Here is a 14403-nt window from a genome sequence, read left to right on the forward strand (position 1 = left end):
GCGAGGCATGGTGTTGTGCGTGTTCGCGGCGGCGCTGTGCGGGCCGGCACGCGGGGCGGAGGAGTCGAAGATGATGGCATGGTCGCCGCTGCCGGATTTGCCGGACAAGCTGGGCGTGGCGGGACCGTTCGTCGGCGTGCATCACGATGCGCTGATCGTGGCGGGCGGGGCGAATTTTCCGACGGCCGCGGGCGGGGATCTCTGGCAGGCGGACAAGGTGTGGCACGATGAGGCGTATGTGCTGGTGCGCGATGGGAAGGACGGGTACACGTGGTTGACGGGTTTCAAGCTCGATCGGCCGGTGGCGTACGGCGCGTGCGTCAGCACGGAGCGGGGCGTCGTCTGCATGGGCGGTAATGACGCGAAGGGCGTGTTTTCCCGGTGTTTTTTGCTCAAATGGGATGCGGACACGCGCACGCTGACGCAGTCGCCCTTGCCGGATTTGCCGGAGCCGTGCGCGTTCGGGGCGGCGGCTCGGATCGGGGACACGATCTATCTGGCCGGCGGTCAGAACGGGGCGTCGCTCGAGACGGCGATGAGCAATTTCTGGGCGCTGCATCTGACGAAGGACGGGGCGGACCCATGGGAGAAACTGCCGGCTTGGCCGGGGCAGAGCCGGGCGTTCAATCTGACGCTCGCGCAGCACAATGGGTTTGACGATTGCATTTACGTCATGAGCGGGCGGCGTCAGAAGGAGGGCGTGAGCGGCGTCGACGGCATGGACCCGCTGCGCGACGTGTATGAATTTAATCCAAAGACGCGTGCGTGGCGCAAGCGCAGCGATGTGCCGGTGTGCGTCATGGCGGGGACCGGCGCGGCGGTGGGGCAGTCGCACCTGTTCGTGCTCAGCGGCGCGGACGGTTCGCTGTTCGCGAAGGCGGATGAACTCAAGGACGCGCATCCGGGTTTTCCGAAGCGGGCGTGGGCGTATCACACAATCACGGACACCTGGATCGACGCGGGCACGACACCGATGAATCAGGTGACGACGCCGGCGGTGAAGTGGGACGGGGCGATGGTGATCGCGGCGGGGGAGGTGCGGCCGCGCGTGCGTTCGAGCGAAGTGTGGCGCATCCTGCCGCTCGAGCACGGCGTGGCGTTCGGGCCGATCAACTTCGCCGTGTTGATCGTGTACCTGCTCGCCATGGTCGGCGTCGGCGTCTACTTCGCGAACAAGAACACGGACACCGACGATTATTTCCGTGGGGGGCAGCGGATTCCCTGGTGGGTGGCGGGCTGTTCGATCTTCGCGACGATGCTCAGTTCGATTACATACATGGCCGTCCCCGCCACGGCCTACGCGCAGAACTGGGTGCTGATCGTGGCGAACTTCATGATCCCCGCCGTCGCCCCGCTGGCCGTCTACGTCGCCCTCCCGTTCTTCCGCCGCATCGACGCCACCAGCGCCTACGAATACCTCTCCAAGCGATTCAACCTGCCCGTGCGGCTTTTCGGCAGCGGGCTCTTCACCGTGTTCCACATCTTCCGCATGGGCATCGTCATGTCCCTGGCGGCCCTCGCGCTCGCGTCCGTCACGCCGCTCTCGCCCGTGCAGGGCCTGCTCATCATGGGCCTCTTGAGCATCATCTACTGCACGCTCGGCGGCATCGAAGCCGTCGTCTGGACCGACACGATTCAGACTTTCGTCCTGCTCGGCGGAGCGATGGTGTGCTTCGTCCTGGTGATCATCGACATCGACGGCGGGCTGGGCCGATTCTTCGACATCGCCATGACCGACCACAAAATGCACATGGTCAACTTCGACTTTTCGGAAACGAGCTACATGACGATGGCGATCTGGGTCGTCGTGCTCGGCGGGCTCGGTCAGAATGTTTCGTCCTATGTCGCCGATCAGGCCGTCGTGCAGCGGTACATGACGACAAGCGACGCCGACACCGCCGCGCGGTCCATCTGGATGAACGCCGCGCTGACGATCCCCGCCTCGTTCCTCTTCTTCGGCATGGGCACCGCCCTCTACGTCTACTACAAGCTCCATCCACAGCAGCTTGATCCGACGATCAACACGGACCAGATCTTCCCGCTGTTCATCTCGACGCGCCTCCCCGTCGGCGCGGCGGGACTCATCGTGGCGGGCATCTTCGCCGCGGCGCAGTCCACGATCTCCACCAGCATGAACTCCACCGCCACGACCCTCGTCACCGACTTCATGCGCCCCTTCAATCTCTGCCGCACCGAACGCGGCTACCTCAATGCCGGACGCACGCTGACCCTCGCCCTCGGCGTGGCCGGCACGATCATCGGCCTGCTCTTCGTCGACGCCAGCAACCGCCTGCGCTTCGCCTCATTCCTCTGGATCATCGGCCTGTTCATGGGCGTGCTCGGCGGGCTGTTCTGCCTCGGCATCCTCACGCGCCGCGCCAACGGACTCGGCGCCTTCATCGGCGTCGTCAGCGGCGTGGCGGCCATCATCGCGCTGAATCTCTACAGCCACATCCACTGGTACCTCTACGCCCCCGTCGGCATCGTCATCTGTTTCAGCATCGGCTATCTCGCCAGCATCGTCATGCCCGCTTCGCCAAAGAACATCGACGGATTGACGATCTACACGATGCGGCAACCGGTCGCATCGAACGCGAGCGCGCCGGCGGCGACGACGGTGGAGTGAGGTGCTTGTCCCCTCCCCCTGCAAGGGGGAGGTTGGGTGGGGGTGAATCGCATCAGTCTGAACCTGTTGCGATTTGAAGCATGCTCCTACGGATGCGCTTCACCCTCCCCCGGCCCCTCCCTCGGAGGGAGGGGGGTTAGATTTCCACCAGAAGCCGGGCCGGCTCCTCGATGGTTTCCTTGACGCGTTTGAGGAACGTCACGGCTTCGCGGCCGTCGACGATGCGGTGATCGTAGGTCAAAGCGATGTACATCATCGGCCGGACGACGACCTGCCCGTCGACCGCGATCGGGCGTTCCTGAATCGAGTGCATGCCCAGCACGCCCGACTGAGGCGGGTTGATGATCGGCGTGGACATGAGCGACCCGAAGATGCCGCCGTTGGTGATCGTGAACGTGCCGCCCTCAAGGTCGTGCGGCTCGAGTTTGCCTTCGTTGGCCCGGCGGGCGAAGTCGGCGATCGTCAGCTCCACCTGCGCGAAGCTCAGCCGTTCGCAGTCGCGCACGATCGGAACGACCAATCCCTTGGCGGCGCTGACGGCGATGCCGATGTCGAAGTAGTTGCGATAGACGATCTGCTTGCCGGTGATGCGGGCGTTGAGCGCGGGGCACTGGCGCAGGGCGTCGACGGTGGCTTTGACGAAGAACGACATGAACCCGAGCTTGATGCCGTAGCGCTGCTCGAACGACGGGTTGTAGCGCTTGCGCAGCGCCATGACCTGCGACATGTCCACTTCGTTGAACGTCGTGAGCAGCGCGGCGTTGTGCTGCGCGTCGACGAGCCGGCGGGCGATCGTCTGGCGCAAAAACGACATGGGCACGACTTCCTCGCCGCGCTCATCGGGCACATAGGGCTTTTCCATCGGCGCCGGCCGCTCGGCGACGCGCGTCGCCGGAGCCGGGGCCGCGGCGGGCGCCGGTGAGGGCGCGGGCTTGGCGGCTGGGGGCGGCGTCGCGGGGGCGGCTTTGGGCGCGGCCTTCGCTTCGCTCTTCGCTGGTGCGGCGGCGGGCGCGCTCTCCGACGCGGCGGCCTTGCCGTTGGTTTCGATCATCGCGATGACATCGCCGACCTGGCAGATGTCGCCGTCGCGCTTGGCGACGTGCGTCAGCGTCCCGGCGACCGGCGAGGGAATCTCGACCGACGCCTTTTCGCTTTCGACTTCGACGACCGGCTCGTCCTTGGCGACGGCCTGACCTTCGGTCTTGAGCCATTGAAGGATGGACACTTCGGTGATGGACTCACCCAACTGCGGGATTTTCAATTCGGTGGACATGCGTTTCTCTAAGTTGGTCTATATCGCCGCTCGGCGCGGCGGTCAATGGCACGACCCCACGGGGACGCCGCCGAATACATTGGACATGAGCTGCTCCTGCTCGAGCTTGTGCGCCGAGTGCGAACCGGTCGCCGGGCTCGCCGACTCCGGCCGCGTGATCGACGAAAGCGGCATCCGCCCCAGCAGGTCACAACCAAAACGATTGAAAATATAAGGCCAGGCGCCCATGTTCGCCGGCTCGTCCTGCACCCAGAACGTCGGCGTCCCATCGCTGTACGGCGCCAGCGCTTCCTCAAGCTGCTGCATCGGCATCGGGTAAAGCTGCTCGAGCCGAACGATCGCCACGTCGTCCCGGCCCAGTTCCTTGCGCCGGTTGACCAGCTCGTAGTAAATCTTGCCCGTACACAGCACGATCCGATCCACCTTGCCCGCCTCCACGACATCGTCCGCGATCACGCGCTTGAACACCCCGCTGCTCATCTCGTCCAGCGACGACGTCGCGGCGGGAAGACGCAACAGACTCTTGGGCGTGAACACGATCAGCGGCTTGCGCCACGGACGCACGACCTGACGCCGCAGGCAGTGGAAATACTGCGCGGGCGTGGTCGGCTGAACGATCTGCATGTTCTGCTCGGCGGCGAGCATCAGGAAGCGCTCCATCCGGGCGCTGGAGTGCTCGGGGCCCTGACCTTCAAAACCGTGCGGCAGCAGCAGCGTCAGACCCGACAGCCGCCGCCACTTGTCTTCGGCCGAAGCGATGAACTGATCGATGATGACCTGCGCGACGTTCACGAAGTCGCCGAACTGGGCTTCCCAGATGATCAATCCCTCGGGCGTGTCCAGACTGTAGCCGTATTCAAATCCGAGCACGGCCGCTTCGGACAGCGGGCTGTTGTGAATCTCGATCGGCGCGGCCGACTCGCCGAGGTTGGCGAAAAGCGAATGTCGATCGCCGTTCTCGACATCGTGCAGGACGGCGTGGCGCTGGCTGAACGTGCCGCGCTCCGAGTCCTGCCCGGTCATGCGGATGCGGTGCTGCGAAGTGGCGAGCGTCGCGAAGGCGAGCAGCTCGGCCGTGGACCAGTCCAGCGGTTTGTCGCCGCTCGCCATCTCCCGCCGCGCTTCCATGACGCGCGCCGCCTTGCGGTGCGGATGGAAATTCTCCGGCAGCGTCGTCATGCGCGTCAAAAGATCCTTGAGCCGCGTCTTGTCCACGCCCGTCGAATCATCGCGCACGTTCGACTCGTCCCCGCCGACGTAGTTCTTCCAGTCGCCGATGCGCTCGTCGGGCCGGGGCAGATAGTCGGTGTCGCGCGCTTCGGCCAGCGCCTTCTCGAACTCGGCGGTGCGCCAGTTGGCCAGCGCGTCCGCTTCCTCGCGGGAGACGTCGCCCATCTTCAAGAGCTTGTTGAGATAACCCTCGCGCACGCTCGGGCGCTGATTGATCGCCTTGTACATGAGCGGCTGCGTGAATTCGGGTTCGTCGCCTTCGTTGTGGCCCCGGCGGCGATAGCAGTACATGTCGATCACCGCGTCGCGCTTGAACTTGCGGCGGAAGTCCATGCCCAGCCGCACCACCTGCGCCACCGCTTCCGGGTCTTCGCCGTTGACGTGGAAGATCGGAATATCGAGCATTTTCGCGATGTCGGTGCAGTACGCGTTGGAGCGGTACTGTTTGGGCAGCGTGGTGAAGCCGACCTGGTTGTTGACGATGATGTGCAGCGTGCCGCCGACGCCGTAGCCCTCGAGCTGGCTGAGGTTGAGCGTTTCCTGCACGACGCCTTCGCCGGCGAAAGCGGAGTCGCCGTGGATGAGCAGGGTCATGCCGCGTTTGCGGGCGGTGTCGTTGTTGCGGTCCTGCTTGGCGCGGACGCGGCCCTCGGCGACGCAGCCGATGAACTCCAAATGCGAGGGGTTGAAGCACAGCGACAGGTGCACCTTGTGACCATTGGTGGTGCGCCAGTCGTTGGAATGACCCAGGTGATACTTCACGTCGCCGCCGCCCATGTACAGGTGCGGGTCCATGTCCTCGAACTCGCGGAAGATCACGCGCGGGCTCTTGCCCATGATGTTCGCCAGCACGTTGAGCCGGCCGCGGTGCGCCATGCCGATCACGAACTCGTCGATGCCCTGTTCGCCGCCGTATTCGATCGCAAGATCGAGCAGCGGGATGAGCGTCTCGGCGCCTTCCAAGCTGAACGTCTTGGCGCCGACGTACTTGGTCGCCAGGAACGACTCGAAGACGACCGCATCGGTGAGCCGCTTGAGGATGCGAAGCTGTTCGGCGCGGCTGAGCGTCAGCCGGTTCTCCGTGCTTTCCATGCGATACTGAAGCCACTTGCGGACTTCGGTATCGGTGATGTGCATGAACTGGACGCCGATCGAACGGCAGTAGGTATTGCGAAGGCGCTGAACGATCTGGCGGAGGGTTTGCGTTTTGGGGCCGGCGGTGGCGTCGGTGGAGAACGGATGATCCATGTCCGAATCGCTCAAGCCCAGCGAGACGGGGTCGAGTTCGGGCCAGTGTTGTCGCGGTTGATCGAGCGGATCGACCTTGGCGATCATGTGCCCGCGCACCCGGTAGTTGCGGATGAGCAGGTCCACGCGTTCCTGAAGCAGCTCCAACGCCGCGCCGGTGTGATCGAGGACGCGCGGTTTGGCGATGGGCGAAACCTTCGCCGCCGGGGAGCCGGGCGTCGGCGTCGCGACCGACGGGATGCGCGTGGCGAACATGCTCTGCGGCTTGAACGAGGGGCCGAGCTGAAGCGTGGCGTGCCCGTTGCCGTTGCCGTTCTCGGCGGGCTCTTCCGGGCCGACGTCCTCCCCGCTCAGGGAGCGGAAATAGCGACGCCATTGCGGGGATACGGATTCGGGGTCGTCGAGGAACATCGCATACTGCTGCTCGACGAACGTAAGACTATGCGAATTTTGGGGAAGGTCCATTTCCAGCCCTGGCGGCCGCTTGCCGCCTTCAAATGCGTTGCGCCTCACTCAGTCACCATTTATGCAGTCCAATGATAGCATAGTGTGACGCGACTTGACATCTGCCCGTTCCCAACAAGGATGAACGGATGGACCGCACCCCGAGCAGTCCGCGTATCCTCATTATCGGCGGCGGGTTCGCCGGCGCTTACTGTGTTTCCCATCTTCACCGAAAGCTCCGCCCCGCTGAGGCCGACATCACCCTCGTCAACCGCTCCAATTACTTCATCTTCTTCCCCCTCCTCGTCGAGGCCGGCACCGGCTCTCTGGAACCGCGGCACACCGTCGTCTCGCTGCGCAAGTTCCTGAAAAAGACGAAGATACGCACCGCCGAGGTCACGGGGATCGACCTTGCCGCCCGCCGTGTCACCGCCGAGCGGAGCGATGGCCAGCCCATGCATTTTGACTATGACCATCTGGTCTTCGCCCTCGGGTCCGTCACGCGGCTCCCCGATGTGCCGGGGCTGCGCGAGCATGGATTCGAACTCAAGTCGCTGGCGGACGCGGTCGGGCTGCGCGACCGGGCGATCGAGCTGTTGGAACTGGCCGATGCGTGCGATGACCCGGAGCGGCGCAAGGCGCTGTTGCACATGGTCATCGTCGGCGCGAATTTCTCCGGCGTCGAACTGGCCGGCGAGTTTCACGTCTTCATGCGACACGCCGCCCGGCTCTACCCCAATGTCAGTCCCGATGAGTGTGGCGTGACGCTCGTGGAGCGCGAGGATCGGATTCTGCCGGCGCTGGACCGTTCGCTCGCCGACTATGCTGCCGATCATCTGCGCGGGCGCGGCGTGAACATTCGACTCAAGCAGTCCGTCACCGCCATCGGGCCCGAATCGGCGACGATCGACAACGGCGACACGCTCGCCGCGCACACGGTCGTCTGGACCGCTGGCATCGCGCCCAATCCGCTCATCGCACGGACCGGCCTGCCGACCGACCCGCGCGGGTACATTCGATGCGAGCGCGATCTGCGCGTCGAGGGGTACGACCATGTGTGGGCGATCGGCGACAGCGCGGTCAATAAGGATGCGGACGGTCATGCGTATCCGGCGACGGCGCAGCATGCGGTGCGGCAGGGCAAGCATCTGGCGGCGAATCTGCGCGCGGTGCTGCGCGGCGAGCCGACCCGGCCGTGCGAGATTACCAATATGGGTTCGCTGGCGGCGCTGGGCTGTCGGACGGCGGTGGCGCAGGTGTTCGGATTCCGCATCGCGGGGTTCCCGGCGTGGTTCATGTGGCGCACGGTGTACCTCATGAAGATCCCCGGCTGGGGCCGACGCATAAGAATTGCGCTGGACTGGACGATCAACCTGATATTCTCACATGAGTATGTGCAGTTGGGACTTCACCGTGCGCGCTCGGACGATGCCTGACCGGTGCGCACGGTCAAGTCAACCCGCGGGTTGATCCGACAAAAAGGTATAATCAGACGCGACTAACATGCGGCCGATCACGCTTCATGTCTTTCGCTGTTTTGCCCGCTGGGTGCGCCGTCATGAAAGAACCCACCAACGACCGCACCACGCCGCTGCAAGACGCCCGGCTCGATGATGACGATCAGTTGCGCGACCTGCTCGATAACGCCAGCGACCTGATTCAAAGCGTCGCGCCGGATGGGCGATTCCTGTATGTCAATCAGACCTGGCTGGACACGATGGGCTACCGGCGGGAGGAACTGGCGGACATGACGGTCATGGACATCGTGCACCCGGACAGTCTGCTGCACTGTCAGGAGGTTTTCGCGCGTTTGATGACGGGGGAGAAACTCGGGCGGGTGCGGGCGGCGTTCGTGACGAGCCGGGGGCGGCGCATCGAGGTCGAGGGGGCGGTCAACTGCCGGTTCGAGAACGGCCGCCCCGTCGCCACACGCGGGATCTTCCGTGACATCTGCGACAAGGTCGAGCGGGAGAAGGAGCTTCAGGAAAGTCTTCAGCGATTCGAGATGGTCACCAAGCTCGCGCCGATCGGCATCTGGCTCACCGACACCGAAGGGCACACGGTGTTCGCCAACGATCGCCTGCTGGCATATGCCGGGTTGAGCGGGCGGGACATCCGGCCCGATGAATGGCTGGCGGTGATTCATCCGGAGGACCGGGAGGAATTGGTCGCCAAGTGGCGTGAGGCGATGCGGTCGGGCGGGCCGTTCGCGGCGGAATATCGCTTTCGCACCGCGGCGGGCGTGGAGCGCGACATGACCTCCGTCGGCCGGCCGCTGCGTGATGAGCACGGGCGGTTGACCGGATATCTGGGCATCACCGCCGACGCCACCGAACGCAAGGATTCGGAGCGCAAACTCAACGAGTCAGCCCGTTTCCTCAAATCGGCGCTGGACGCGCTGACGGCGAATATCGCGATTCTCGATGAACAAGGCGTGATTCTTGAAGTGAACGAATCATGGCGGCGATTCGCCGATGAGAATCACCTGCTGATGCCGCGTCATGCCCGGGGCGTGAATTACCTTGACGTGTGCGATGCGGCGGCGGCGAAAGGGTCAGCGGACGCGCGCGATGTGGCCGAAGGCATCCGCATGGTGATCGACGGCAAGCTCGATCAGTATGCTCGTCAGTACGAATGTCACGCCCCGAAGGAAAAGCGGTGGTTCGTCGCGCGTGTGACGCGTTTCGTGGGCGTTGGGCCGGTGCGGGTCGTGGTGGCGCACGAGAATGTGACGGCAAGGCGCGAGGCGGAGCGGGCGCTTCAGCGGAGCGAGAAGCTGTTCCGCGATCTGTTTGAGTATTCGCCGGACGCCATCTTCGTCGAGGATATGCAGGGGCGGGTGCTGGACGTGAATCCCGCGGCATGCACGCTGCATCACATGGCCCGCAAGGACCTGATGGGGCTGCACGTCGAGCAGCTCGTGCCGGAGCACCGGCGGGCGGAGGTGCGCCTGGGGTTCGAGATGCTCACACGCGGGGAATTGCAGCAGGTGGAGGGGGAAAGTCTGCGTGCGGACGGTACGACGGTGCCGGTGGAAATCCGCGCCAGCCGTATCGACTACGCCGGTCATCCCGCCATGCTCATGCACGTGCGCGACATCACGGAGCTGAAGCGCGCCCGCGACGAACTGGAGCAGCGCGTCATCGAGCGCACCGCGGAACTGGTCGAATCCAACCGCCGCCTGCGCGACGAGATGGTCGAGCGCGAACGCGCGGAGGAACGGGCGGTCGAACTGCACGCGCAGCTCGCGCACGTCAACCGACTGGGCATGATGGGCGAAATGGCGGCGGGGCTTGCGCACGAACTGAACCAGCCGTTGTGGGCGATCATCAACTACGTGCGCGGCTCGCTGCGTCTGCTGGACGCGCCCGACACGCCCCCGCAGCGCATCAAGGGCGCGATGCACAAGGTGGCGCAGCAGGCGGAGCGGGCCGGGCAGATCATTCACAACCTGCGAGAGTTCGTCGCCAAGGGCGTCCCGCAGCGGGCGCCGACCAATGTCAACGAACTTGTCAACGAGATGGTGCAGCTCCTGGCGGTCGAAATCCGCCGCGGCGGCGTGCGCATCCACCGCGAGCTTCAGACGGACCTGCCCAATGCCTACGCCGACCCCGTGCAGGTGCAGCAGGTGCTCGTGAACCTCGTGCGCAACGCCATCGAAGCGATGCACGAAGCGGCGTCGGACCCGCGCGAGCTGACGATCCGCACCACGGCCTCGGATGCGATGATTCATCTGCATGTGCGCGACACCGGTCCGGGCTGCGAAGTGGAAATACTTGACCGGCTCTTTGAATCGTTTTTCACCACCAAGCCCGATGGGATGGGCATGGGGCTGGCGATCAGCCGGTCGATTGTGGAAGCGCATGGCGGGACGCTGACGGTTGTCAATGTGGAGCCGCACGGTCTATGCTTTGAACTGACGCTGCCTCTGTACCGGGAGTCACAACATGAGTAAGGCACGCAAGCGCATTGTGGAAGAGACGCCGAAGCCGCCTCAGCCGGAGGGGCCGGCGCTTGATGGGACGGTCTTCGTGGTGGACGACGATGACGCGGTTCGGGAATCAATCGAGTTTCTGATGGACTCGTCAAGTCTGCCGGTCAAGGCGTTCGCCTCGGCGGAGGAATTTCTCAAGGCGATGGAGCCGGGCTGGCGGGGGTGTCTGCTTCTGGACGTGCGCATGCCGGGTATGAGCGGCTTGCAGCTTCAGGGGGTGCTCAACGAGCGCTTGTTCAAGCTTCCGGTCATCATCCTGACGGGTCACGCGGATGTGCCGATGGCGGTGCGAGCGATGCAGGGAGGGGCGTTCGATTTCATCGAGAAGCCCTGCCGCGAAGAGGTGCTGCTGTCGCGCGTGCGGGCGGCGCTTCAGAAGGATGCGGCGGATCAGGAGGAAGTGGTGAGCTTGGGCGATCTGTCGAGCCGGTATCAGACGCTTTCGCCGCGCGAGCAGGAGGTTATGGCCCTGGTGGTCGAAGGGCATCTCAACAAGCAGATCGGACAGATGCTCGGCATCAGCATGAAGACGATCGAAGTCCACCGCGGACGGGTCATGAAGAAGATGGAAGCCCAAAGTCTGGCGGACCTGGTGCGGATGTCGATCCGTCTCAACGGCGGGTCGTGAGACGAAAACCCGCCGTTTTGCACAACGTCCGAAAACCGATGCAGATCGAAACGGCTCAATAATTTTGACGCCGGGGACCGAATTGCTTGTTGACCGGACGGCGTTGACATACAATGGCCGCCGTTACAGGTGCGTGGCAGGTCACGCCTTGGAGCACGCAACGCGTGTCTCTTTTCTTCATTGACGGGAAGCGACGGACTTTTCAACTTGGAGGTCACAATGAAAGTGATCAATCTGTCTCGAATCGTGTGTGCAATGTGTCTGGTCGGCATGCTGATGCTCTCGGGCTGCGGGAGCGCTCAGCCGATGTCCGGCGAGAAAACCTCCGGCTTTCCGCAGACGAGCAAGACGATCATCGTCGATTCGGCCCATCCGCCGGTCGACGGCGCGAAGGTCGTCAAGGTTTACGAAGACGGTCTGTACGGCAAGACTGAACTGCGCGATGATGATTACCACCGTCACGCCGACCCCGCCTCGCCGACCGGCTGGACGCCGTGGCACTATCGTCATGCGCCGCACAACTGGGGCGACATGCCCGCCAAGGCCGCCCCGGCGCCCGTCGGCATGAACCACACCACGGCCTACTTCCCGACCGCCTACACCGGCATGGACGGCAAGTCGGGTCTGGCGACGGTTCGCCTGGACAAGTACGCCCCCGGCGAAGTCGCCGTCGGGCAGGAATACGACTACAAGATCGTCGTGACTAACGACAGCAGTCTCAAGCTCCATGACGTCGTCGTCACCGACATGATGCCCGCCAACTTCAAGGTCGCTTCGACCGATCCGTCGATCGAAGGCATCAAGGACGGCAAGGGCGTTTGGATGCTCGGCGACCTCGATGCCGGTGAATCCAAGACGATCACGATCAAGGGCGCGGCCACCGAACCCGGTCAGCTCGTCGATTGCTCGACCGTCACCTTCGTGCCCTACAACTGCATCGCGACGAACGTCATCAAGCCGTCGCTGCAGCTCACCAAGACCGAGCCGGCCGATGTCATGCTCTGCGAGCGCATCCCCGTCACGTATGTGGTCACCAACAACGGCACCGGCACCGCCCGCAATGTCATGATCAAGGACACGCTGCCCAAGGGCCTCGTGACTGAGACGGGCGACAACATGGTCTCGATCAACGTCGGCGATCTGGCCGGCGGCGAGTCCAAGCGCTACGTCGTCACCACCAAGCCGCTCGACACCGGCGCCTACGAAAGCAAGGCGATGGCGATGGGCGACGGCGGACTCAAGGCCGACGCCACCGCGGGCACCAAGGTTCATGAGCCCGTGCTCAAGCTGACGAAGACCGGCCCCGAGAAGATGTTCATCGGCAAGGAATTCACCTACACCATCAAGCTTGAGAACACCGGCGACGCCCCGGCCGATGACGCGGTCATCACCGACATGGTCCCGGCCGGCACGACGTACGTCGGCGCCTCGACCGGCGGCACGATGGCCGAAGGCAAGGTCACCTGGAACGTCGGCTCCATCGCGCCCAAGGGCTCGAAGGAAGTCACCGTGACGGTCAAGTCCGCCACGCCCGGCACGTTCAAGGACACCGCCATGGCGCATGCCAAGTGTGCCAAGGATGTGTCGGCTGAAGCTTCGACGATGGTTACCGGCATCCCGGCCATCCTGCTCGAAGTCGTCGACGTCGAGGACCCGATCCAGGTCGGCAACAACGTGACCTACCTCATCACGGTGACCAACCAGGGCTCGGCCCCCGGCACGAACATCAAGATCGTGGCGGACCTCGAAGACACGATGCAGTTCGTGTCGGCCGAAGGCGCGACCGCCGGCAAGGCCGCCGGTAAGGTCGTCACGTTCGACCCGCTGCCCTCGCTGGCGCCCAAGGCCCAGGCCGTGTTCAAGGTCGTCGTCAAGGCCGTCAAGGAAGGCGACGTCCGATTCAAGGTCTCGATGAACAGCGACCAGATCGGCCGCCCCGTCGAGGAAACCGAAGCCACCAACTTCTTCAAGTAATTGAAAGGAGTTGACAACGCCGGGTTCCGCCCGGCATCGTCCGAACCTCGGCTGCACGACGGGAAACCGCCGTGCAGTCTTTTTTCTTCAAGCCAGGGAGATCGCCATGGTGAACGTGTGCGGACTGCGGGTGGCGGCGTGTGGGTGGATGATCGTGATCGCGATGCTCCTGGTCGGCGGGTGCAAGTCGATGGAGTCGATGCTCGGCTCTCAGAAGCCGTCCGCCTCCGTGCAGGATGTGCATTTTTCCAATCTGAGCATGGATCACGTCGATGTCGTCTTCGATGTGAAGATTGACAACCCCTACAGTCTGCCGCTCCCGCTGGTCGATCTCGATTACGCCCTGGCCAGCGGCGACAGCCCCTTCCTCGACGGCAAGGCCGACGTCGGCGGAACGGTCCCCGCCAACGGGTCGCGCACCGTGCAGCTTCCGGCGACGATCTCGTTCACTAAGCTCCTCAGCGCCGTCAAGAACGTCAAGCCCGGCTCGCTCGTGCCGTACAAAGCGCAGCTCAACCTCAAGGCCGACGCGCCTGTCGTCGGTCCGATGACGCTGCCGATCTCCAAGAGCGGCGAAGTTCCCGTGCCGGCCGTCCCGCAGGTCGAACTGGCGGGCGTCGAATGGAAGAATCTTTCGCTGACCAGCGCCGCCGCCGTACTCAAACTCAACGTCACCAACACCAACGCCTTCCCCGTCGATCTGAGCCGCATGGGCTACGAACTGTCGCTCGCCGGCAAGTCGGTGGTCAACACCACGATCGAAGACGCCACCAGCTTCAAGTCCAACGAAAAACAGGAATTGTCCATCCCCGTGTCCTTCTCGCCGGCCAACCTCGGCATCGCCGCGTTCAACTTGCTGCGCGGCAAGGGATCGGCCTACGAACTTTCGGGCGCGATGGACCTCAAAACCCCCTTCGGTTCGTTCAACACCCCGTTCCACCGCACGGGACAGACCACCTTCAAGCAGCCCGGTTGATGCGCGTCCG

8 protein-coding genes are annotated in these 14403 nt (G+C 64.1%); 6 read left to right on the forward strand and 2 right to left on the reverse strand.

Annotated features, from left to right (window positions below; all coding sequences use genetic code 11):
* Nucleotides 1-7: 7 nt before the first annotated feature.
* Nucleotides 8-2626 (forward strand): sodium/solute symporter, encoded by a 2619-nt coding sequence (locus GC162_12920; protein MBI1369542.1) that lies wholly within the window; start codon nt 8-10, stop codon nt 2624-2626.
* Nucleotides 2627-2762: 136 nt separating this feature from the next.
* Here GC162_12920 and sucB read toward each other — a convergent pair whose 3' ends face one another.
* Nucleotides 2763-3899, reverse strand: a complete 1137-nt coding sequence (sucB, locus tag GC162_12925) for a dihydrolipoyllysine-residue succinyltransferase (GenBank protein ID MBI1369543.1) — start codon at nt 3897-3899, stop codon at nt 2763-2765.
* A 42-nt stretch (nt 3900-3941) separates the two neighbouring features.
* Nucleotides 3942-6842, reverse strand: a complete 2901-nt coding sequence (locus GC162_12930) for a 2-oxoglutarate dehydrogenase E1 component (protein MBI1369544.1) — start codon at nt 6840-6842, stop codon at nt 3942-3944.
* 128 nt (nt 6843-6970) lie between these two features.
* Here GC162_12930 and GC162_12935 point away from each other — a divergent pair, with 128 nt between their 5' ends.
* The 5 genes from GC162_12935 (at nt 6971) to GC162_12955 (ending at nt 14393) form a co-directional block, all read left to right on the forward strand.
* Nucleotides 6971-8257 (forward strand): NAD(P)/FAD-dependent oxidoreductase, encoded by a 1287-nt coding sequence (locus GC162_12935; GenBank protein MBI1369545.1) that lies wholly within the window; start codon nt 6971-6973, stop codon nt 8255-8257.
* A gap of 86 nt (nt 8258-8343) precedes the next feature.
* Nucleotides 8344-10776 carry a PAS domain S-box protein gene (locus tag GC162_12940; GenBank protein ID MBI1369546.1) on the forward strand — a complete coding sequence of 811 codons (2433 nt, stop codon included), beginning with the start codon at nt 8344-8346 and terminating at the stop codon, nt 10774-10776.
* Nucleotides 10769-11443, forward strand: a complete 675-nt coding sequence (locus GC162_12945) for a response regulator (protein MBI1369547.1) — start codon at nt 10769-10771, stop codon at nt 11441-11443. Before GC162_12940 ends, GC162_12945 begins: the two co-directional genes overlap by 8 nt.
* Nucleotides 11444-11662: 219 nt before the next feature.
* Entirely contained in the window at nt 11663-13417 is a 1755-nt protein-coding gene (locus GC162_12950; protein ID MBI1369548.1) for a DUF11 domain-containing protein, read from the forward strand.
* A 106-nt stretch (nt 13418-13523) separates the two neighbouring features.
* Nucleotides 13524-14393: a hypothetical protein gene (locus GC162_12955; protein MBI1369549.1), complete on the forward strand. Its 870-nt coding sequence runs from the start codon at nt 13524-13526 to the stop codon at nt 14391-14393.
* The last annotated feature ends 10 nt before the right edge of the window (nt 14394-14403 follow it).

This window comes from Planctomycetota bacterium (assembly GCA_016125255.1).
In the GTDB taxonomy this organism is placed as follows: Bacteria; Planctomycetota; Phycisphaerae; order Phycisphaerales; family Zrk34; genus RI-421.